Genomic DNA, 21,209 nt, shown 5'->3' on the forward strand with positions numbered 1-21,209 from the left:
GGGAGAATCCAGCACCGTCCTACTGTTGGACGGCGTAGCACGCGATTTTCTTCTTCTTCAAAGCACTGCAGGCGTTCCAGGCGGCGTCCTTTGAACCGAAGCCGCCAAACCGGGCGCGGTAGTAGGTCACGCCGTCCTTGTCGAAGGCGACGGTGAAGCCGGCCGCATCGGCCAGGACCTTGGGCGCCTGCTTGCTCGTCTTGTCGAGGAAGGCCTGGGCTTCGGACTGCTTTGGCGAGGAGGCGACCTGGATCGCCCAGCCCGACGGCACCGAAGCGGTGTTGACCGGGTCGACTGCGGGCGCGGGCGCCGGCTCGGCATAGGCGGCCACGACTTGCGGCGCCGGAACCTCGGTCGCGGCGGCGACGGCCACCGTCTTGACCTTCTTGATCTGGACGACGGGAGCGATCTCTTCGACGACCGGCGCGCTGTCTTCCGCCGAGGCAACCGTCGTATCCTCTTCGACCGCCGGCTTTTCATCCGGGGTCGGCGCATCGTGCTTCGGCAGGAACACCTTGGCCAGCGCGCGGATCGGACTGTCGCCGCCGGCCTTGGCGATCAGGCCGCCGCCGCCGCGGGTCGACGCCCTCGGCATATAGGCGTTGATCAACCCGGCCATCTGGTTGTCACGGCTGCGGCCCGAGCTTCCTCCCATCACGACGGCGACGAGGCGGCGGTTGCCATCGGAAACCGACGAGACGAGGTTGAAGCCGGAGGCGCGGGTGTAACCGGTCTTGATGCCGTCGACGCCCTTGATGCGGCCGAGCAGGCGATTGTGACCGTTGATGCGCTGGCGACCATAGAGGAAGGAGCGCTGCGAGAAATAGCCGTAATACTGGGGGAAGTGCTCCCTGAGCGCTATGCCAAGCATCGCCATGTCGTGGGCGGTGGTGAACTGGCCGGGATCGGGCAGGCCGTTGGCGTTGCGGAACACAGTGCCGTTCATGCCGAGTTGGCGCGCCTTGGCCGTCATCATGCGGGCGAAATCGGGCTCGCTGCCGCCAAGCAGTTCGCCGAGCGCGGTCGCCGAATCATTGGCCGATTTGGTCACCATCGACAGGATGGCCGTCTCCACCGAAACCGAGCGGCCGGCTTTCACACCGAGCTTCGTCGGCGGCTCGGCCGCGGCACGGGCCGAAAACGGCACAGGCGTGTTCTTGCTGATCCGACCTTTGGCCAGCGCCTCGAAGGTCAGATAAAGCGTCATCATCTTGGTCAGCGAGGCGGGGTAGCGCCGGCCGTTCGCGTCGGACGAATAGAGCACCTTGCCGGTCTTGGCATCGACGACGATGGCCGCGGACTTGGCCGCCATCGACGAGGCCACGTCGCCGAGGACGACCGCCATCGCCAAAGCGACGATCATGACCGCCCTGAAGGAGATTGAGGATTTGGAGACGAAGCCCGACCACGCCTGACGCACTGATACTTCCCTTGAATTTCATTGCCTTGGAGGCGGCAAAGGGACCTGCCTCGCTTCCGGCCAAACTATCGCGGTCGGCGTTACCAATCCGTTTATGGTAACCGCCGCGTTCACCATTTTCTTTGCGTTTGAGCCTCCCTTTATTCGAATTTTAGCCATTGCCGGTGCAGCGGCGCCTGAAAAAAGGCAGAAACTTGACTTTTGTGCAGCGCACAATATATTCATCGTGCATTGCACAAGGGCGCCCGGGGCTAAAGGGCGTTTCAACCAAAGGGAAACGTGAAATGACCCAGACCTATGAGGACTTCAGCAAATACGGCAAAGAGTTTGCCGACACCGGATTGAAGAGCTTCGCTTCCCTCTCGAAGGGTGCGCAGGCGATCGCCACCGAGGCTGGCGAGTACACCAAGAAGAGCTTCGAAGCGGGCAGCGCCGCGTTCGAGAAGCTGTTTTCGGCCAAGTCGCTGGACAAGGCGATCGAGATCCAGTCCGACTACGCCAAGCAGAGCTACGAGAGCTTCGTCGCCGAAGCCACCAAGATCGGCGACCTCTATGCCGAGCTCGCCAAGGAAGCCTACAAGCCGTTCGAATCGATCGTCGCCAAGGCGAAGTAATTTCGTCCGACGGCACTGAAAAACCGGCCTGCGGGCCTGCAGGACAGACCCGGTCGCGGATGCGCGGCCGGGTTTTTTCATGCCCGGTTCAATTCCGGGGCTTTATGTCCTCACGATTTTCAAAATCGCTCAAGTTTGCCCACCTAGCCATATTGTCAGCTAACCAGAAGGGCTTAAAATCGTCCATCGAACACCTACATGTCGAACTCGCATGGGGATTCGAAAGAGGCAGGACTACGTGACGATCGGTTTGACTGCCACGGCAGGCGTGGTGCGGATGCAAAGTGACGGCGACGGCAACGAGGCCGGTCGCGGCACTGCCGTTATCACGCGCACCAAGACCAAGACCAAGAAGCCCAGCCTATACCGGGTCCTAATCCTCAACGACGACTACACGCCCATGGAGTTCGTGGTTCACGTCCTGGAGCGTTTTTTCCAGAAGGACCGCGAAGCCGCCACACGCATCATGCTTCATGTTCACAATCATGGAGTGGGCGAGTGCGGGGTCTATACATTCGAGGTGGCCGAGACCAAAGTGTCCCAGGTCATGGATTTTGCACGACAGAATCAGCATCCGCTGCAATGCGTGATGGAGAAGAAGTGAGGTAACATGCCGGCTTTCTCCCAAGGCCTGGAAAAGGCGCTTCACCAGGCGCTGACGCTCGCCAATGAGCGGCACCATGAATATGCAACGCTCGAACACCTGCTGCTCGCGCTGATCGACGATACCGAGGCGGCCGCCGTCATGCGCGCCTGCAATGTCGATCTCGACGAGCTGAAGCACACCGTTCTCACCTACATCGACACGGAGCTCGACAATCTCGTTACCGGCTACGACGAAGACTCCAAGCCAACCGCCGGTTTCCAGCGCGTCATCCAGCGCGCCGTCATCCACGTGCAGTCGTCGGGTCGCGAGGAAGTATCCGGCGCCAACGTGCTCGTCGCCATCTTCGCCGAGCGCGAGAGCCACGCCGCCTATTTCCTGCAGGAACAGCAGATGACCCGCTACGACGCGGTCAACTACATCTCGCACGGCATCGCCAAGCGCCCAGGCGCCTCGGAGAGCCGCACCCCGCGCGGCGCCGATGACGAGCAGGGCGGCCCGAACGGCGCCGAGCCGCAGGAGGAGAACGGCAAGAAGAAGCAGCAGCAGGACGCGCTGACCGCCTATTGCGTCAACCTCAACAACAAGGCCAAGGCCGGCAAGATCGACCCGCTGATCGGCCGCGAGAGCGAGATCAACCGCACCATCCAGGTGCTGTGCCGCCGCTCCAAGAACAACCCGCTCTACGTTGGCGATCCCGGCGTCGGCAAGACGGCGATCGCCGAAGGTCTGGCCAAGCGCATCGTCGAAGGCGATGTGCCGGAAGTGCTGCACAACGCCACCATCTTTGCGCTGGACATGGGCACGCTGCTCGCCGGCACCCGCTATCGCGGCGATTTCGAGGAGCGGCTGAAGCAGGTCGTCAAGGAGCTCGAGGATTATCCGGGCGCCGTGCTGTTCATCGACGAGATCCACACCGTGATCGGGGCAGGGGCGACGTCGGGCGGCGCCATGGACGCATCGAACCTTCTGAAGCCCGCGCTGTCGACCGGCGCCATCCGCTGCATCGGCTCGACCACCTACAAGGAGTTCCGCCAGTTCTTCGAGAAGGATCGCGCGCTGGTGCGGCGCTTCCAGAAGATCGACGTCAACGAGCCGACCATCGAGGACGCCATCGAGATCATGAAGGGCCTGAAGCCCTATTTCGAGGAGTTCCACAAGGTCCGCTACACGAGCGAGGCGATCAAGGCCTCGGTCGAGCTGTCGGCGCGCTACATCAACGACCGCAAGCTGCCGGACAAGGCGATCGACGTGATCGATGAGACCGGCGCCTCGCAGATGCTGGTGCCGGAGGCCAAGCGCAAGAAGACCATCGGCATCAAGGAGATCGAAGCGACGATCGCCACCATGGCGCGCATCCCGCCGAAGACGGTTTCGGCTGACGACGAGAAGGTGCTGCAGGGCCTCGACATCGAGCTGAAGCGCGTCGTCTACGGCCAGGATACCGCGATCACCGCGCTGACCTCGGCGATCAAGCTGGCACGTGCCGGCCTGCGCGAACCGGAAAAGCCGATCGGGTCTTACCTGTTCTCCGGCCCGACCGGCGTCGGCAAGACCGAAGTGGCAAAGCAGCTCGCCGCCTCGCTCGGTGTCGAGCTGATCCGCTTCGACATGTCGGAATATATGGAACGCCACACCGTCTCGCGGCTGATCGGCGCGCCTCCCGGCTATGTCGGCTTCGACCAGGGCGGCCTGCTGACCGACGGCGTCGACCAACATCCGCACTGCGTGCTGCTGCTCGACGAGGTCGAGAAGGCGCATCCGGACCTGTTCAACATCCTGTTGCAGGTCATGGACCACGGCAAGCTGACCGACCACAACGGCAAGCAGATCGACTTCCGCAATGTCATCCTGATCATGACCACCAATGCGGGCGCGTCCGACGCACAGCGCGCGGCGATCGGCTTCGGTTCGACCAAGCGTGAAGGCGACGATGTCGAGGCGATCAACCGGCTGTTCACGCCGGAGTTCCGCAATCGCCTCGATGCGATCATCCCGTTCGGCTCGCTGCCGGTGCCGGTCATCCATCAGGTGGTGCAGAAGTTCGTCATGCAGCTGGAGGCCCAGCTTTCCGAGCGTGGTGTCACCTTCGACCTGTCGCCCGAGGCGATCTCGTGGCTGGCGGACAAGGGCTATGACGAGCGCATGGGCGCGCGTCCGCTCGGTCGCGTCATCCAGGAGCACATCAAGAAGCCGCTGGCCGACGAGGTGCTGTTCGGCAAGCTGAAGAAGGGCGGCACGGTGCGCGTCACCGTCGAGAAGAAGGAAACCGGAGAGACCGGCCTGAAGCTCGAATCGCTGGCCGACGAAGCGCCGGTGAAGCCGAAGAAGGAAGAACTGGACGAGGCGCCGAAGGTACGCAAGGCCGTGGCCAAGAAGCCCGCCGCGAAAAAGGTGGTGGCGCAGAAGCCGGAGCCGAAGGGCAAGGACGGTGGCAAGCGCAGCCTGGTGCCGCAATTGCCACGCAAAGGCTGACAAGCTTCCGAGTCAAATAGTCAAAAAGCCCCGGCAACGGGGCTTTTTTCGTTGGTAGGAGGATGCCGCGTGGAAATCGGGCAAATCATCGTTCTGAACGGCGCACCGCGATCGGGAAAGTCGAGCATTGTCCAGGTGATCCAGGAGACGTTCGACGGCGCCTGGATGAATCTGGGCGTCGACGTTTATGCACGGATCACCCCGCCAGGCTATCGTCCCGGCATCGGCCTGCGTCCCGGGGGAGAGCGTGCCGATCTTGAAATCTACCTGCCCCAATTCTACGCCGCACTCTATGAATCGATTGCCGCCCATAGCCGGGCGGGACTGAATGTCGTCGCCGATGTCGGTCACCACGACGCCTATTCGAAGCCGCTCAACATACTTGCCGATTGCGCCCGGCGGCTCGCCGGCCTGCCGGCGCTTTTCGTCGGCGTTCGCTGCCCGATCGAGATCATCCTTGAAAGGCGCGCGCAGACTTCCGCGGAGGGCTATGTGACGGGATCGCGTGATGATCCGGCACCGCTGCCGGTCCGCCTGTGGCAGGACGAGGTGCACAAACCCGGCATTTACGATCTGGAGGTCGATACGTCGAAGCTAAGCCCGGCTGCTTGCGCCGAGGCAATCCGGCAACGGCTCGACGCCGGGCCGGAGGCGACGGCCTTCCGGAGACTGGCGCAAATGCGCGCCGACTGAACCCGCCGTGAGACTAGCCGCCGAGTGCTGCCCGGATCTTGCCGGCGTTTTCGGCGAGCACTTCCGGCTTCTCCATCTGCCCGGAATGTGGCTTCAGCAGCACGCCGTCGAAGCGCGGGATCACATGGACATGGAGGTGGTAGACGCTCTGCCCCGACGCCGGTTCGTTGAACTGCATGAGGGTGACGCCGTCGGCATTGAAGGCCTTCTTCACCGCCACCGCCACTTTCTGGACGACCGCAAACAGCGGTCCGAATGTTGACGGATCGGCATCGAGAATGTTGCGCGACGGCGCCTTCGGCACCACCAGCGTGTGGCCGATCCCTTGTGGCATCACATCCATGAAGGCGACGACCGCATCGTCCTCGTAGATACGGTACGACGGGATCTCGCCGCGCAAGATTTTCGCGAAAATGTTGCCGGGATCGTAGTCGGCCATGGCGTGCCCTCCAGATAATTGTCCAGCCCGTTTAGCGAAGCCGCCATCGCGCGGCAAGGCAACGCCGGCCAGGCTTCAGCTATTCCGCCAGGTCCTTGCGGAATGGCGTGTGGTCCTCGAGATATTCGCCCATCCGCTCCACTTCGCGGCGTTCCCGCCTGAGATAGTCGGCCACCGCGTTGCGCAGGCCGGGATGCGCGATGTAGTGCGCCGAATGCATGGTCACCGGACGATAGCCGCGCGCCAGCTTGTGCTCGCCTTGCGCGCCAGCCTCGACCACCTTCAGCTTGCGCTCGATGGCGAAGTCGATCGCCTGGTGGTAGCAGACCTCGAAATGCAGGAACGGGTGGTCCTCGATGCAGCCCCAGTTGCGCCCGTAGAGCGCATCGGAGCCGATGAAGTTGATGGCGCCGGCAATGTAGCGCCCGTTGCGTTTTGCCATGACCAGCAGGATGTCGTCGGCCATCCGCTCGCCGATCAGCGAGAAGAATTCGCGGTTGAGGTACGGCCGGCCCCATTTCCGGCTGCCGGTATCCGTGTAGAAGGCGAAAAAATCGTCCCAGGCCTTTTCGGTCAGATCCTTGCCGGTAAGCCAGTCGATCGAGATGCCGTCGGCCAGCGCTTCGCGCCGCTCCTTCTTCATCGCCTTGCGCTTGCGCGAGGCGAGGGTGGCCAGAAAGTCGTCGTAGCTCGAAAAGCCTTCATTGAAAAAATGGAACTGCTGGTCGGTGCGGTGCAGGAAACCTGCCGCCTCCAGCGTCGCGACATCGCTCTCGCCGGCGAAGGTGACATGCGCGGAGGACACGCCGAGCTTGTCGGTCACCATCTTGAGACCAGCGGCAAGGCCGGCCTTCACCGCATCTTCGTCTTCACCCTTGCCGACCAGCAGGCGAGGGCCTGTGACCGGCGTGAACGGCACAGCACTTTGCAGCTTCGGATAGTAGCGCCCGCCGGCGCGCTCAAAGGCATCCGACCAGCCATGGTCGAAGACATATTCGCCCTGGCTGTGCGATTTCAGATAGCAGGGCACGGCCCCGAGCAGCCTGCCTTGCGCGGTCTCCAGCCTGAGGTGATGGCCCTGCCAGCCGGTGCGTCGCACGGCGCAGCCGGAATCCTCCAGCGCGCTCAGAAAAGCGTATGAAACGAGAGGGTTGTAGCCATTTCCTGCATCGCCGCGGGTAGTGCCGGCGAAGCCGTTCCACTCATCGCAGGTGAAGGCGCCGATGCCGGCGGCGACACGGATCGAAAACTCCGCATTCGCCGTTTGCCCATCGCCGTCGTCACCCTGATCCATGAGGCTTATTTAAGCTCCCTATGGGGCCGTGCAAGCCTGGATCACGCCACCTTTACGAGATCGGGTTCAAAACCTTCGAAGGTCATCTGGTCGGCGTATCTGAAGGTGAGGTCCACCGCCGGCTGGTCGTGCACGGTCCAGGTGATGACAGGCATTTTCAGCCGCTCGCGCACGAAACTGACGAACTGGTTCGGCAAGTCGCCCGCGGCATAGGAGGTGAAGGCGATGTCATGCGCCAGCATCGAGAAATGCGCTTCGATCAGCTGATTGTCCTTGCCATAGGCTGTCAGTCCGCCGGGGATGCCGGCCGCGTGTTTCGGAAAGTCGCGGATCAGCCAGTGGTCGAACGACATGATCGCGGCCTTGCCCCTGTAGCGCCTGAGCATCTTGCCAACACTCTCCACCAGGCCCTGGTCGTGACCGGGAACGCCCTTCAGTTCGACGACCAGCGGCACGCGGCCGTCGACCAGATCGAGCGCCTGCTGCAACGTCGGCACGTGATCCGATGTGCCGCCGACCTTCAAAGTCGTCAGCTCGGCTGCTGTGCGCTGCCAGACGAAACCGTCCTGGCCGGTCAGCCGCTTGAGGTCGCCGTCATGGATGACGACGGGGATACGGTCCGACGACAGGTGCACGTCGCACTCGATCGCATAGCCGCGTTCGGCTGCGGCTTCGAAGGCCGACAGCGTGTTTTCCCAACGCGCCTTGTTCATGTCGTGGAAGCCGCGGTGCGCGACAGGGCGGGCCGTCAGCCAGGAAAGATCGGTCATGGTTTCGTCTGCTCTATTCGACTTCGAAGATCGCTTCGATTTCCACTGCGGCATTAAGCGGCAGCGAGGCGGTGCCGACGGCGGAGCGTGCATGCTTGCCGCGCTCGCCAAGTGCTGCGACCAGAAAATCGGAAGCGCCGTTGGCGACCAGATGCTGTTCGAAGAAATCCGGCGCCGATGCGACGAAGACGGTGATTTTCACCACGCGGCGGATCTTCTCGAGATCGCCGAGTGCCGCCTTGGCTTGCGCCAAAATGTTGATCGCGCAGTATTTTGCATCTTCCTTGCCGGCCGCCGTGTCGACGTCGCGGCCAAGCAGGCCGCTCGCCTGCAGCTTGCCGTCCTTGAGCGGCAACTGCCCGGCGGTGAACAGCATGTTGCCTGTTCGGCAATAGGGCACATAGTTGGCGGCGGGCGCGGCGGCGACGGGAATCGTCACGCCGAGATCGCTTAGCCGCTTTTCGATTGTTTCACTCATCGTATTTCCCTATTGCTTGAAGACGCCGCGCGGGCCGGGCCGAAATTGCTATTTTTGCCTCGCTTCCGCCATGACTTTTTTTAAGCTGGACCATCTTTCCCTGCGGCCTGCCATCAGCCGCGACGATCGGAGCACCATATGCGCGCAACGCGCCTTGCCTTCCACACCGTCCTGCTGCCAACGCTCTTCTCGATGGCTCCAGCCTTTGCCGTGCCGGCCCTGCAGGCGCATCGCGCCGTCTACGATCTCACCTTGAACAAGGCCTCCGATCGCTCGGGAATCACCGGCATATCGGGCCGCATGGTCTATGAGTTCAATGGTTCGCCCTGCGAGGGCTATACGGTCAAGTTCCGCTTCGTCACGCAGATCGTCACCAACGACAACACCAGGCTGACCGACCAGCAGACGACCACTTTCGAGGATGCCGAGGGCAAGACCTTCTCCTTCGTCACCAAATCCTTCGTCGACCAAAACCTCGACAAGGAGGTCAAGGGCACTGCGACCAAGGAGGCCAAGGGCCTCAAGGTCGATATCGACAAGCCCGAGAAGAACAGCCTGGAGCTCGCCACCACCCAGTTTCCGACGCAGCATCTGGTCGAGCTGATCGGCAAGGCGGAAAAGGGCGAAAACTTCTACGAAACCAATCTCTTCGACGGCTCGGAAGACGCCAACAAGGTGATGACCACCACCGTCATCGTCGGCAAGAAGACCGACGGCGACAAGGCCGACCCGGAAGCGCCGGCGCTGGCAAAGCTTGCCGGCGACAAATACTGGCCGGTCGACATCGCCTATTTCGACGACACCGACAAGACCGGCGAAGAGGTGCCGGAGTACCGGATCAGCTTCAAGCTGCACGAGAACGGCATCACCCGCGATCTCACCATGGACTATGGCGAGTTCTCGATGACCGGCAAGCTGGTCAACCTATCCCTGTTCGACCAGTCGAAGCCCTGTCCGGCGAAATAGCGCCACCCCGCCTGAGTTAACCACGAGCCGGCGACCGACTTGAACGCGCCGCAATCGGGCTCCAGTTTTCCCTGAAGCATATTCGGGGGGAGTGCAGCTTGAGCAGGATAGACGTGTTCGTGGCGCCGCGGCCCAATCCGGCGCTGATCAGGGTCATGACGGTATTCAACCGGATCGTCATGCTGCGCGGCGTGCCGGGGTTTCGCGATCTCTTGCCGTTCAACCGGCTGGCCGGGCTGCGCGGTGTCGCCAATGTCCGCCACATTGATTTTCCGGACGCTGACCGGGAGCGGCTGAAGGCCTGCTGCGGCGCCGGCAAGGCGACGTTCATCACCCCCAACCATCCCGAGTTCTTCACCGATTGGATGATCGACAAGGAGATCGTCTCGCAGGTCAGCCCGCTCGCCGCGTCCTGGGCCACGCATGGGGTCGTCAACGGGCTCGGCCGGCCGATGCAGAAATTCTGGCTGGCCAACAATCTGATCGCCCAGATCCCCGGCAACAGCCAGGCCGCCAAGGAACACTCGGTCACCTGGGCGCTGCAGGGGCACGGCGTGCTCCTGCACCCGGAAGGCAGCGTCGGCTGGCACGGCAATGTCGTCGCGCCGCTGCTTCCGGGCGCCGTCGAGATGGGGCTCGAGGCGCTGAAGCGTGGCCGAGGCACGGCTGCCGATTTCAAGGTCTGGGTCGCGCCGGTGGTCTGGAAGCTCGCCTTCACCGGGAATGTGGAGCCGGCGCTGGCAAAGGAATGTACCTATGTCGAGCGCAGGCTGGGGATCGATCGTCGCTCCGCCGACACACTGCCGGAGCGTGTCCACGATATCTACTCGACGCTGTTGTCGCGCGACGTGGGCGCCTCGGGCATGGTGTCCGACCGGCGGCTCCCATACGACGTGCTGCAAAAGGCGTTGCTGGTCGAACTTAGCCGCCGGCTTGGCGAGGTCATTTCGGCCGACACCGCCGGCGATCTCATCGAACTGCTGCGCCTGTCACGCCGCTGGCTGCGTGAAAACGCCGGTGACGCCGAGAGATCGAAAAAGGTCAGCGCGCTTACCGAGACGATCCAGCGCCTGCAGCGGCTCGGGCCTTGGGCGTCAGTCAGTCCGACGGTCACGCAGGAGGAGATCGCCGAGCATCTGAAGCGCATTCGCAACGACTATTGCAAGCGCGGACTGCGCGATACGCTCAACCGCTTCATTCCGCAGCCGGCCGGACCGCGCCGTGCCCATATCCGCGTGCCGGAACCGCTAGGCTTGCATACCTTTGAAGGCTCGGTCGACGAGGCGCTCGACGAATTGCGGTCGCGCATGCAGGAAGCCATCAGTGGCATCGTGGCCGGTCTCGACGCAAGCGGCGGCTTCATTTCCTATCCGAATCCCTTCTATCATCGCTGAGGTTGGACGCCGGGCTGATCGCATGGCTGCCAGAGAGAAATCGGGAGTGCGGCAAGCCTCATGGCGGTCTATGTCGATGCGGCAATCTGGAAATGGGCCGGCCACCGCTGGTGCCATCTGATGGCCGACGACACCGACGAACTGCATCGCTTTGCGGCCGCGCTCGGGGTCAAGCGTTCATCCTATCAAGGACCACCCAGGACATCGGCGCCGCATTATGACATAACCGGCTTCGAGCGCGACCGCGCGGTGCGGCTCGGCGCCATCGAATGCAGCCGCGAGGAGATCGTCGCGATCTTCCGGCGGGTACGAGTGCCGAACGGGAAGAGACGGCCATGACATCGACGGCATTTCTGGCTTACTGCGCCGCGATCACGCTTGCGGCGGCAACGCCCGGTCCGGCGATGTTTGCAGTCATCACCAACGGCGTCTCGCGCGGCTTCGTTCGCGCCTTCATGGCTGGCGTCGGCATTGCCGCCGGCGACGCGGTGCTGGTGATCCTGGCACTGCTCGGCCTGGTGGCACTGGCGCAGACCTTCGAATGGGTGTTTCTCGCCCTGAAATATGCAGGTGCCGCCTATCTGGTGTTCCTTGGCATCAGGATGTGGCGGTCGGCAGCAGCGCAATCCGATGGGCCGACTGCGGCGCAGCCAAGACTGTCCCGATCGTTTTTCCTCGGTGCATCCATTGCCCTGGGCAATCCGAAGGCGATCCTTTTCCACGCTTCCATCATGCCGCTGATCCTCGACCTCGATACGATGACCTTCGCCGACGGAGTGCTGGTGATTGCCGTCGTGATCAGCGTCAACATCGTCACCATGGGTGTCTATGCCGCTCTGGCCGGAAGGGCTTCCGGCTGGTTCAGGACGCCGGGCCGCATGCGCCTGATGAACAGGTTTGCCGGCAGCGCCATGATCGGCACTGGTGCGCTGATCGCCGCACGCTGAGCCATTAGACGGCGCAGCGCTTGCGTTTGTCGCGCATCCCCTCTATATGGCCGCTCATTCCACACACGGACTTTGGTGTCTGCCCGGGAGAAATCCGGCTGAAACCTCCGGTGGCGTTCGAGGACATAAGTCCAAAAATGCCTGTGTCCGTGGAGGCTAACCGGAAAGGAACTAAGAATGGCTCTGCCTGATTTCAGCATGCGCCAGCTTTTGGAAGCTGGCATTCACTTCGGCCACCAGACCCACCGCTGGAACCCGAAGATGGCGCCTTACATCTACGGCGCCCGCAACAACATCCACATCATCGACCTGTCGCAGACGGTGCCTTTGCTGCACCAGGCGCTGAAGCAGGTGTCCGACACCGTCGCCAAGGGCGGCCGCGTGCTGTTCGTCGGCACCAAGCGCCAGGCGTCCGACATCGTTGCCGATGCCGCGCAGCGTTCGGCTCAGTACTACGTCAATTCGCGTTGGCTCGGCGGCATGCTGACCAACTGGAAGACGATCTCGAATTCGATCCAGCGCCTGCGCAAGCTCGACGAGCTGCTGGCCGGTGAGGCCCAGGGCCTCACCAAGAAGGAGCGCCTCAACCTCGATCGCGAGCGCGAGAAGCTCGACAAGGCGCTGGGCGGTATCAAGGACATGGGCTCGACCCCGGACCTGATGTTCGTCATCGACACCAACAAGGAAGCGATCGCCATCCTCGAGGCCAAGCGCCTCGGCATTCCGGTCGTCGCCATCATCGATTCGAACTGCGATCCGGACAAGATCGACTTCCCGATCCCCGGCAATGACGACGCGGCCCGCGCCATCCAGCTCTATTGCGACCTGATCGCCAAGGCTGCGATCGACGGCATCGCTCGCCAGCAGGGCGCGCTTGGTGTCGACATCGGCGCCTCGGTCGAGGCTCCGGTCGAGCCGGCGCTCGATCCGACCCCGGCTGCCGAAACTCCGGAAGCATAACAGCGAAGGCCGGTTGCGGCCTTCATCTTTCCAATATGTTGGCGCGTTAAGCGCTGGTGTCGGGCGCATCATCGAAAATCGATGGTGCGTCGGCGCATTTGAAACAAAGAGGCGACAATGAGCATTTCGGCTGCACAGGTCAAAGAACTCCGCGACTTGACCGGCGCGGGCATGATGGACTGCAAGGCGGCGTTGAACGAGACCAACGGCAACATGGAAGAGGCCGTCGACTGGCTGCGCAAGAAGGGCATCTCCAAGGCCGACAAGAAGGCCGGCCGCACCGCCGCCGAGGGCCTGATCGGCGTTGATTCTGGCGTCCGCGAGGCCGCGGTCGTCGAGGTCAATTCCGAGACCGACTTCGTCGCCCGCAATGCGGCTTTCCAGGAGATCGTCGCCAACGTCGCCAAGGTCGCGCTCGCCTATGGCGGCAAGACCGATGTGGTCGCCGCGGCCAAATATCCGGGCTCGGACAAGTCGGTCACCGACACCATCAAGGACGCGGTCGGCACCATCGGCGAGAACATGGGCTTCCGCCGCTCGGCCAAGCTTGCCGTCGAGCACGGCGTTGTCGCCACCTATGTCCACAATGCGGTTGCCGACGGTCTCGGCAAGCTCGGCGTGCTGGTGGCCATCGAGACCACCGGCAACGAGCAGGCGGCCAACGCTTTTGCCCGCCAGGTCGCCATGCATGTCGCCGCCACCAACCCGATGGCGCTGACCGCCGAGCAGATCGATCCGGCCGCGGTCGAGCGTGAGAAGGCGATCTTCTCCGACCAGGCACGCCAGTCCGGCAAGCCGGAAGCGATAATCGAGAAGATGGTCGAGGGCCGCCTGCGCAAGTTCTACGAGGAGGTCGTGCTCCTGAAGCAGGCCTTCGTGATCAATCCCGACATCACCGTCGAGAAGGCGCTGAAGGATGCCGAGAAGGAGATCGGCGCCCCGGCCAAGATCACGGCCTATCTGCGCTTCGCGCTCGGCGAAGGCATCGAGAAGGAAGAGACCGATTTCGCGGCGGAAGTCGCCGCGGCGGTCAAGAAATAACCCGAAGACGGGTTTCTCTGCTCAGGCAGCACGGCCGGGCGTCCGCGAGGATGCCCGGCCGATTTCTTGTGCGGTGTCGATGAAGGCCCTGAGCTTCGGCGCCATCGACGCACGGCGCGGAAAATAGAGGAACAGGCCGGGTTCCTCGATCGCCGATTGCGGCAGGATCTGCACGAGGCGACCGGTGGCGATGTGGTCTCGCACCAGCGGCTCGAAGACATAGGCGATCCCCACTCCGGCCAGCGCGAGATCGATCGCGGCAAGCGAATCCGTGACGATTGCAGTGCCGCGCGTTTCCACGGAAACGTCCTTGCCGTCCTCCGCCAGATCCCAGCGATAGAGCGCGCCGCTGCGGACAAGCCGGTAGCCAATGCAATTGTGGTTCGCCAGATCGGCCACATCGCGCGGACGACCATGCCGCCCGATATAGGTGGGAGTGGCAACCATGAGGGCGCTGAACGGCTGCGTAAGCCGGACCGTGACCATGTCCTGCGCGATCATCTCGCCGAGCCTGATGCCGGCGTCGAACCCTTCTCCAACGATATCGACGAGCCCCTGGTCGGCGACTATTTCGACCGTCACGTCCGGATAGCGCTCCGCCATTCTGGCGACCACAGGCGTCACCGCCAGGGGGATCGCGATGTTGGAGGCGTTGATCCTGAGCCGGCCTGCCGGGCGCCCCTTGATGCCGCGGATACGATCCATCCGCTCGGCGATGTCCTGGAGGGCAGGGGCCGCCGTCTCGACCAGCGCCTTGCCGGCCTCCGTCAGCGAAACGCTGCGGGTGGTGCGCGCAAACAGCGGTTGACCGATCCGCTCCTCGACAAGACGCACCGCATGGCTGACCGCCGAGGGGCTCATGCCGAGTTCGGCCGCGGCGAGCGCGAAGCCGCCGCGCCGTGCAACGGCGACCACGACAGGCAGATGGCTGAGCAGGTCCCGGTCCATTCATGAACAATATGACATAGTCCTTGCGAACAATGCAATCTTCTCGATGCCAGCATACCGGCCCATATTGCCCTAACACATCGGCGGCGGGCTGATGCACAAGGGAGAAGAGACATGAATGCGTTGAGAAACGTCACCTTCGCAGCAGGCATTGCGCTGGCGCCGGTAGATGCCGGCGGGGCCGAGTCATCCGAGTGGCGTGCGTTCGCCGATGAGCGCGCCGTCATCCGCATCGCAGATGCTATCGACCGCGCCGTCGACGCGCAGGACTGGAAGCTTGCGCGCAGCTATTTCGCGGAGCAGGTCACCGCCGATTTCAGCAGCCTTTCCGGGCAGCCCGCGGCCAACATCGCCTCGGACAATCTGATCGGCGTCTGGGCGGCGAACCTGAAGGGCAGCAAGACAAGCCTGCACCTGCGCACCAACCACCAGGTTGTCATCGATGGCAACGGCGCCACGGTTTCGTCAAACGGCTACGCCTGGAACCGGATGGAGGGCAATGGCGACCCGCTCTGGGAAGTCTGGGGCACTTACGAACACCACCTGACCCGTTCGGATTCCGGCTGGAAAGTGGATGGCTTCACATTCCGCATGACGCATGAGCGCGGCAACCCGTGGGTCAAAGCCACCCCTGGCCACTGAGCGGCGGCATCAACCTTGATCTCTATCGGAACGACTCCATGACGATGACCTACTACAATCTTGGAAACAGCGGCCTTCGGGTAAGCCGGCTGGCCTTGGGCACCATGACCTTCGGAACCGAATGGGGGTGGGGGGCGGACAGGGAGACTGCCCGCGCCATGTTCGACGCCTATGTCGAGGCAGGCGGCAATTTCTTCGATACCGCCGACCTTTACACCGGCGGCACCAGCGAGACCTGGCTGGGCGAGTTCGTGGCGGAGCGCGGACTGCGCGACAAGGCAGTGATCGCCACCAAGTTCACCATGAACACGCAGCCCGGCAATCCGAACGCCGGTGGCAACGGGCGCAAGAACATCATGCGCGCGGTGGAAGCGTCGCTCAAACGGCTAGGCACCGACTATATCGACCTCTATCTCCTGCATGTCTGGGACAGGCTGACGCCGGCCGAAGAGGTCATGCGCACGCTGGACGACCTCGTGCGCGCCGGCAAGGTGCGTCATATCGGCCTTTCCGACGTGCCGGCCTGGTATGCGGGCCGGGCGCAAGCGATCGCCGAATTGCGCGGCTACGAGCCGGTTTCGGCCCTGCAGCTCGAATACTCGCTCGCCGAGCGCACCATCGAGAACGAATTCGTACCCTTCGGCACGCGTCACGGCGCCGGCATCATGGTCTGGAGTCCGCTGGCCAGCGGCCTGCTAAGCGGCAAATACCGTCCCGCGCAGGCTGGAAATGCCGGGCGGCTCGATGGTTTCCGCAACACCACCCATCCAGGGTTCCAGAAATTCACGGAGCGCAACTGGAAGATCGTGGCCGAGCTCGAAAAGGTCGCCGCAGAACTCGGCCACAGCATGCCCCAGGTCGCGATCAACTGGGTGGCGCCGCAGCCGGGCATCGCCTCCGTCATTCTCGGGGCTACGAAGCTCGACCAGTTGCAGGACAATCTCGGGGCGTTGGACTTTTCGATCCCCGCCGACCTTCGCCAGAGGCTGGATTCGGTCAGCAGATCGCCGGCACCATTTCCCTACTCGTATTTCGGTTCCGAGATACAGGCCCGGGTTACCGGCGGTGCCGCGACCGGCGACAAGCCTGCCGGCTATGCGCCACAGGTGCTTATCGAAGGTGAGGCCGTCAGCGTCACCGGCAGCTGACCGACCGCGACCAAAACAGCCGGGAAATTGCCAAAGGGCGCCGCGTGACATCGCGGCGCCCTTCGTGTATCGGAACTCGGCGTCGCGCCGGTGTTAGGAGCGCGGTGCCTGCGCGGCCTGCCCCCCAGGCGCATCACACGCAAAATGACGAGGACCAGATGACGGCGAAGCCCCTCTACCGACGTGTCTTGCTGAAAGCGTCGGGCGAAGCGCTGATGGGCGAACAGCATTTTGGCATCGACGTCTCGGTTGTCGACCGCATCGCCGCCGACATCGCGGAAGCCCGTGCTCTGGGCATCGAAGTGGGCGTTGTCATCGGCGGCGGCAACATCTTTCGCGGCGTCGCGGTTGCATCGAAAGGCGGCGACCGCGTCACCGGCGACCACATGGGCATGCTCGCCACCGTCATCAATTCGCTGGCGCTGCGCACCTCGCTGAACAAGATCGGCGTCGACGCGGTGGTTCTGTCGGCCATCGCCATGCCTGAGCTCTGCGAGAGCTTCTCGCAACGCCAGGCGACCGCCTACATGAACCAGGGCAAGGTCGTGATCTTTGCCGGCGGCACCGGCAACCCGTTCTTCACCACCGATTCGGCCGCTGCCCTTCGGGCCGCCGAAATCGGCGCGGACGCGCTGTTCAAGGGCACCCAGGTCGACGGCGTCTACTCGGCCGATCCCAAGAAAGACCCGAACGCGACGCGCTTCGAGCGCATCAGCCATGCCGAAGTCATCAACAAAGGCCTTTCCATCATGGATACGGCCGCGATTGCACTTGCGCGGGAAAACAACATTCCGATAATCGTCTATTCGATCCACGAGAAGGGTGGTTTTGGCGATATTCTGAGGGGCGGCGGCCGTTGTACAGTCGTTGCGGACGATTGATCCGGAGCTGTTTCGAAAACCTGGGCACCGGTTTTTTCGAAACAAGGCTCGAACACAAGCAGTGAACCCGGCTAACGGGTCGAGGAGATAAAGATGAGTGGTGAGTTCGACGACCTCAAGCGGCGCATGGATGGGGCGATTGCAGCATTCCGGCATGATCTCGCTTCGTTGCGCACCGGCCGCGCCTCCAGCAACCTGCTAGACGCCATCCAGGTCCAGGCCTATGGCACCGCCATGCCGATCAACCAGGTGGCGAACGTGTCCGTGCCGGAGCCGCGCATGATTTCGGTTTCTGTCTGGGACAAGGCCATGGTCGGCGCTGTCGATCGCGCCATCCGCGAATCCAATCTCGGCTTCAATCCGATCGTCGACGGCACCAATCTGAGGATACCGCTGCCTGAGCTCAACGAGCAGCGCCGCAAGGAGCTGGTCAAGATCTCGCATGGCTATGCCGAGAACGCCCGTGTCGCCGTGCGCCATGTCCGTCGCGATGGGATGGATTTCTTGAAGAAGGCCGAAAAGGATGGCGACATCAGCGAGGACGATCATCGCAAGCGCTCCGATCAGGTGCAGAAGCTGACCGACGAGATGATCAGCACCATCGACCACCTGCTTTCCGATAAGGAAGCTGAAATCATGCAGGTTTAGGGTCGGTCCTGCACCGGCTCGAAAGCGAGACAATGGCAACGCCCGCGCATGTCGCGATCATCATGGACGGAAACGGACGCTGGGCCAAGGCGCGCGGCATGCCGCGACTTGCCGGCCATCGCGCCGGTGTCGAGGCGCTGCGCAAGACGGTGCGCGCCGCTCCCGGTCTCGGCATTTCGTTTCTGACCGTCTACGCCTTCTCGTCGGAAAACTGGTCGCGGCCGAAATCCGAAGTCAGCGACCTGATGGGCCTTTTGAAGCTGTTCATCCGCCGCGACCTTGCCGAACTGCACCAGAACGGCGTGCGGGTGCGAATCGTCGGCGACAGGGCAGGGCTGCAGCCCGATATCAGGGGTCTGCTCCAGGAAGCCGAATCGCTGACCGCGGGCAATGAAGCGCTGACCCTGGTCATCGCCTTCAACTACGGCGGACGCGACGAGATCGTGCGCGCGGCGCGCAAGCTCGCCGCCGCCGCCGCGCGCGGCGAAATCGACAGCGAGGCGATCACCGCCGACATGTTTGCCGGTTCCCTCGACACCGAAGGCATCCCCGATCCGGAGCTGGTCATCCGCACCAGCGGCGAACTCAGGCTGTCGAATTTCCTTCTGTGGCAGGCGGCCTATAGCGAACTGGTCTTCCTGCCGTGCTACTGGCCGGACTTCAGCCGCGAGCACCTGGCCGACGCTTTGCGCGATTTTGCCAGCCGCGAACGCCGTTTTGGCGGCCTTGCCGCCCAAGACGTGGCTTCGTGACCGGCGCTCAAATGAGCAACCTCCAGCTGCGGGTCATCTCGGCCTTGGTGCTGGCAGTCATCACCCTTGGCCTGACCTGGTTCGGCGGATTGCCCTTCCGTTTGCTCTGTGCTGCCATCGCGGCGGCCATTTTCTATGAATGGACACGCATGGCGCGGCCATCCGCCGGCTCACGCCTCGGCTTTCTGCCTGAAGCGCTGCTTCTGGTTTTCGTCGGTGCCCTGATTGCCGGCCTGCCGGCGTCCTGGCTGCTTGCCCTTGTCGCCGCACTGGTTGTGGCCGCGGCGCTCAGCGCGCAAATGCGCGGAGCAGCGCAATGGGATGCGGCCGGCATTGCCTACGCGGCGCTTTCCGGCCTGTCGCTGGCACTGCTGCGCGATGGCGACCGTTCCGGCCTGGTCGCGATCCTGTTCCTGTTCGCGGTGGTCTGGGCAACCGACATCTTTGCCTACTTCGTTGGCCGCGCCATCGGTGGGCCGAAACTGGCGCCGTCGATTTCGCCGGGCAAGACGCAGAGCGGAGCACTCGGCGGCGCCATCGGCGGCGTGATCGCCGGCTTGCTTCTGGCGGCCGCGGCAGGTGCCGGCAATCTCGGTATGCTAAGCGTTGTTGCATTGGCACTGTCGGTCATCTCCCAGGCCGGCGATCTTTTCGAATCCTGGGTCAAGCGCCGCCACGGTGCCAAGGATTCCGGTACGCTGATCCCAGGCCATGGCGGTGTCATGGACAGGGTCGATGGGCTTGTCGCGGCGGCTTTCGCCCTGTACGTCATCGGCTGGATTTCGGCGAGCGCCGACCATCCGGCACAGGGGCTGTTTCCGGCTTGAATGACACGACTGCATGGCGAAGAACGGGCTACGCCACGGATTCGCCCGGATTGATGTCACAGTCACGGCGCGACCTGCGCCGCGGGCGAATTTGAGGGCATGACTTGAACGAGATATTTCACGCGGTCTTCAGCACGGAAGGCTTTGTCCTCGGCACGCTGGTGCCTTTCCTGTTCGTGCTGACCGTGGTCGTCTTCGTTCATGAAATGGGCCATTACCTGATCGGTCGCTGGTGCGGAATCGGCGTGAAAGCCTTTTCGATCGGCTTCGGACCCGAACTCTTCGGCTTCAACGACAGCCATGGCACGCGCTGGAAACTCAGCGCCATACCGCTGGGCGGCTATGTCAAATTCGTTGGCGACATGAATGCCACTTCGAGCCAGCCCAGCGCCGAGGACATGGAAACGCTGAGCGATGCCGAACGCGAGGTCGCTTTTCATACCCAGCCGATCTGGAAACGCGCGGCGACGGTGGTGGCCGGGCCGCTGTTCAATTTCCTGCTGACGATTGCCGTCTTTGCGGTGCTGTTTTCGGTCTATGGCCGGTCCGTGCTCGAGCCGACAGTGGCCGAAGTCAGAGCCGACAGTCCGGCGGCCAGGGCCGGCATCGAGCCCGGCGACCGATTCGTCAGCGTCGATGGTAGCAAGATCGAGACCTTCGCCGACGTCCAGCGCCTGGTGTCCGGACGTGCCGGCGACGCCATCACCTTCACCATGCTGCGCGACGGCAAGGAGGTGACCGTCACCGCCACGCCGGAGCTGATGGAGCAGGAGGACGCGCTGGGCAACAAGGTCAAGGTGGCCGTGATCGGCGTCGCCAACAACACCGAACTCGGCCAGCCGCGGCTGATCACATACAGCCCTGTCGGCGCAGTGGGAGCGGCCGTCGAAGAGACCGGCCACGTCATTCAGCGCACCGGCCAGTTCCTGCAACGCTTCGTTGCCGGCCGCGAGGACAAATGCCAGCTGGGCGGCCCGATCAAGATCGCCAAAATGTCCGGCCAGGCGGCAAAACTTGGCTTCGAGTGGCTGGTTCAGCTTGTGGCATTCCTGTCAGTCGGGATAGGAATTCTGAACCTTCTGCCGATTCCCCCCCTCGACGGCGGCCATCTCTTGTTCTACGGCGTGGAGGCTGTCATCCGACGGCCGGTATCGGAATGGATGATGGAGATGGCCTATCGGGTCGGACTGATTCTGGTTCTGGGCTTTATGGGGTTCGTGTTCTGGAATGATCTGTTTGGGTGCTGAAATCATGAAGAAATTTGACTT

The 21,209-nt window shown here is 63.0% G+C and carries 23 protein-coding genes; 17 read left to right on the plus strand and 6 right to left on the minus strand.

What is annotated here, in order from left to right; translation table 11 throughout:
• Positions 1-19: 19 nt before the first annotated feature.
• A complete protein-coding gene (locus A6B35_RS18720) occupies positions 20-1,420 on the minus strand; it encodes a D-alanyl-D-alanine carboxypeptidase (RefSeq protein WP_065518233.1) in 1,401 nt (466 codons plus the stop codon).
• 284 nt (positions 1,421-1,704) lie between these two features.
• On the opposite strand from A6B35_RS18720, the gene A6B35_RS18725 reads away from it, so the two are divergent.
• The 4 genes from A6B35_RS18725 (at position 1,705) to A6B35_RS18740 (ending at position 5,806) form a co-directional block, all read left to right on the plus strand.
• Complete coding sequence (locus tag A6B35_RS18725; RefSeq protein ID WP_006205150.1) at positions 1,705-2,034, plus strand: phasin family protein; 330 nt, start codon at positions 1,705-1,707, stop codon at positions 2,032-2,034.
• 277 nt (positions 2,035-2,311) lie between these two features.
• Positions 2,312-2,638, plus strand: coding sequence for an ATP-dependent Clp protease adapter ClpS (clpS, locus tag A6B35_RS18730; protein WP_023671012.1), 327 nt, complete (start codon positions 2,312-2,314; stop codon positions 2,636-2,638).
• A 6-nt stretch (positions 2,639-2,644) separates the two neighbouring features.
• Positions 2,645-5,113 carry an ATP-dependent Clp protease ATP-binding subunit ClpA gene (gene clpA, locus A6B35_RS18735; protein ID WP_006205152.1) on the plus strand — a complete coding sequence of 823 codons (2,469 nt, stop codon included), beginning with the start codon at positions 2,645-2,647 and terminating at the stop codon, positions 5,111-5,113.
• A 51-nt stretch (positions 5,114-5,164) separates the two neighbouring features.
• Positions 5,165-5,806, plus strand: a complete 642-nt coding sequence (locus A6B35_RS18740; RefSeq protein WP_425277676.1) for a chloramphenicol phosphotransferase CPT family protein — start codon at positions 5,165-5,167, stop codon at positions 5,804-5,806.
• 13 nt (positions 5,807-5,819) lie between these two features.
• Here the strand turns inward: A6B35_RS18740 and A6B35_RS18745 are convergent, their stop codons facing one another.
• The 4 genes from A6B35_RS18745 to A6B35_RS18760 form a co-directional block, all read right to left on the minus strand.
• Entirely contained in the window at positions 5,820-6,245 is a 426-nt protein-coding gene (locus tag A6B35_RS18745) for an HIT domain-containing protein (protein WP_006205154.1), read from the minus strand.
• A gap of 79 nt (positions 6,246-6,324) precedes the next feature.
• On the minus strand, positions 6,325-7,539 hold the full coding sequence (locus tag A6B35_RS18750) for a GNAT family N-acetyltransferase (protein WP_006205155.1): 1,215 nt from the start codon (positions 7,537-7,539) through the stop codon (positions 6,325-6,327).
• Positions 7,540-7,580: 41 nt separating this feature from the next.
• A complete protein-coding gene (locus A6B35_RS18755; protein ID WP_006205156.1) occupies positions 7,581-8,309 on the minus strand; it encodes a glycerophosphodiester phosphodiesterase in 729 nt (242 codons plus the stop codon).
• Positions 8,310-8,322: 13 nt separating this feature from the next.
• Entirely contained in the window at positions 8,323-8,787 is a 465-nt protein-coding gene (locus A6B35_RS18760) for a RidA family protein (RefSeq protein ID WP_006205157.1), read from the minus strand.
• Between the two features lie 138 nt (positions 8,788-8,925).
• Here A6B35_RS18760 and A6B35_RS18765 point away from each other — a divergent pair, with 138 nt between their 5' ends.
• The 6 genes from A6B35_RS18765 (at position 8,926) to tsf (ending at position 14,095) form a co-directional block, all read left to right on the plus strand.
• The gene (locus A6B35_RS18765) at positions 8,926-9,753 is read left to right on the plus strand and encodes a cell envelope integrity EipB family protein (protein ID WP_006205158.1); all 828 of its coding nucleotides are present in this window, start codon (positions 8,926-8,928) and stop codon (positions 9,751-9,753) included.
• A gap of 98 nt (positions 9,754-9,851) precedes the next feature.
• A complete protein-coding gene (locus A6B35_RS18770; RefSeq protein ID WP_040583686.1) occupies positions 9,852-11,147 on the plus strand; it encodes a hypothetical protein in 1,296 nt (431 codons plus the stop codon).
• Between the two features lie 60 nt (positions 11,148-11,207).
• A complete protein-coding gene (locus tag A6B35_RS18775) occupies positions 11,208-11,486 on the plus strand; it encodes a DUF4031 domain-containing protein (RefSeq protein WP_006205160.1) in 279 nt (92 codons plus the stop codon).
• Positions 11,483-12,094, plus strand: coding sequence for a LysE family translocator (locus A6B35_RS18780; protein WP_006205161.1), 612 nt, complete (start codon positions 11,483-11,485; stop codon positions 12,092-12,094). The genes A6B35_RS18775 and A6B35_RS18780 overlap by 4 nt, the downstream gene beginning before the upstream one ends.
• Positions 12,095-12,271: 177 nt before the next feature.
• Positions 12,272-13,054, plus strand: coding sequence for a 30S ribosomal protein S2 (gene rpsB, locus A6B35_RS18785; protein WP_006205162.1), 783 nt, complete (start codon positions 12,272-12,274; stop codon positions 13,052-13,054).
• 117 nt (positions 13,055-13,171) lie between these two features.
• On the plus strand, positions 13,172-14,095 hold the full coding sequence (gene tsf, locus A6B35_RS18790; protein ID WP_006205164.1) for a translation elongation factor Ts: 924 nt from the start codon (positions 13,172-13,174) through the stop codon (positions 14,093-14,095).
• A gap of 21 nt (positions 14,096-14,116) precedes the next feature.
• On the opposite strand, the gene A6B35_RS18795 is transcribed toward tsf, so the two are convergent.
• A complete protein-coding gene (locus A6B35_RS18795; protein WP_006205165.1) occupies positions 14,117-15,043 on the minus strand; it encodes a LysR family transcriptional regulator in 927 nt (308 codons plus the stop codon).
• Positions 15,044-15,157: 114 nt separating this feature from the next.
• On the opposite strand from A6B35_RS18795, the gene A6B35_RS18800 reads away from it, so the two are divergent.
• The 7 genes from A6B35_RS18800 to rseP all read left to right on the plus strand — a co-directional run bounded on the left by A6B35_RS18800 (position 15,158) and on the right by rseP (position 21,188).
• A complete protein-coding gene (locus A6B35_RS18800; protein ID WP_006205166.1) occupies positions 15,158-15,685 on the plus strand; it encodes a nuclear transport factor 2 family protein in 528 nt (175 codons plus the stop codon).
• A gap of 38 nt (positions 15,686-15,723) precedes the next feature.
• A complete protein-coding gene (locus A6B35_RS18805; RefSeq protein ID WP_040583700.1) occupies positions 15,724-16,833 on the plus strand; it encodes an aldo/keto reductase in 1,110 nt (369 codons plus the stop codon).
• A gap of 158 nt (positions 16,834-16,991) precedes the next feature.
• On the plus strand, positions 16,992-17,714 hold the full coding sequence (gene pyrH, locus A6B35_RS18810) for a UMP kinase (RefSeq protein ID WP_006205168.1): 723 nt from the start codon (positions 16,992-16,994) through the stop codon (positions 17,712-17,714).
• 93 nt (positions 17,715-17,807) lie between these two features.
• Entirely contained in the window at positions 17,808-18,362 is a 555-nt protein-coding gene (gene frr / locus A6B35_RS18815; RefSeq protein ID WP_006205169.1) for a ribosome recycling factor, read from the plus strand.
• A 32-nt stretch (positions 18,363-18,394) separates the two neighbouring features.
• A complete protein-coding gene (locus A6B35_RS18820; protein WP_006205171.1) occupies positions 18,395-19,114 on the plus strand; it encodes an isoprenyl transferase in 720 nt (239 codons plus the stop codon).
• Positions 19,115-19,125: 11 nt separating this feature from the next.
• Entirely contained in the window at positions 19,126-19,941 is an 816-nt protein-coding gene (locus A6B35_RS18825) for a phosphatidate cytidylyltransferase (protein ID WP_006205172.1), read from the plus strand.
• A gap of 104 nt (positions 19,942-20,045) precedes the next feature.
• Positions 20,046-21,188: an RIP metalloprotease RseP gene (rseP, locus tag A6B35_RS18830; protein ID WP_006205173.1), complete on the plus strand. Its 1,143-nt coding sequence runs from the start codon at positions 20,046-20,048 to the stop codon at positions 21,186-21,188.
• The last annotated feature ends 21 nt before the right edge of the window (positions 21,189-21,209 follow it).

Source organism: Mesorhizobium amorphae CCNWGS0123, from assembly GCF_001686985.1.
GTDB classification, from domain to species: Bacteria; Pseudomonadota; Alphaproteobacteria; order Rhizobiales; family Rhizobiaceae; genus Mesorhizobium; species Mesorhizobium amorphae.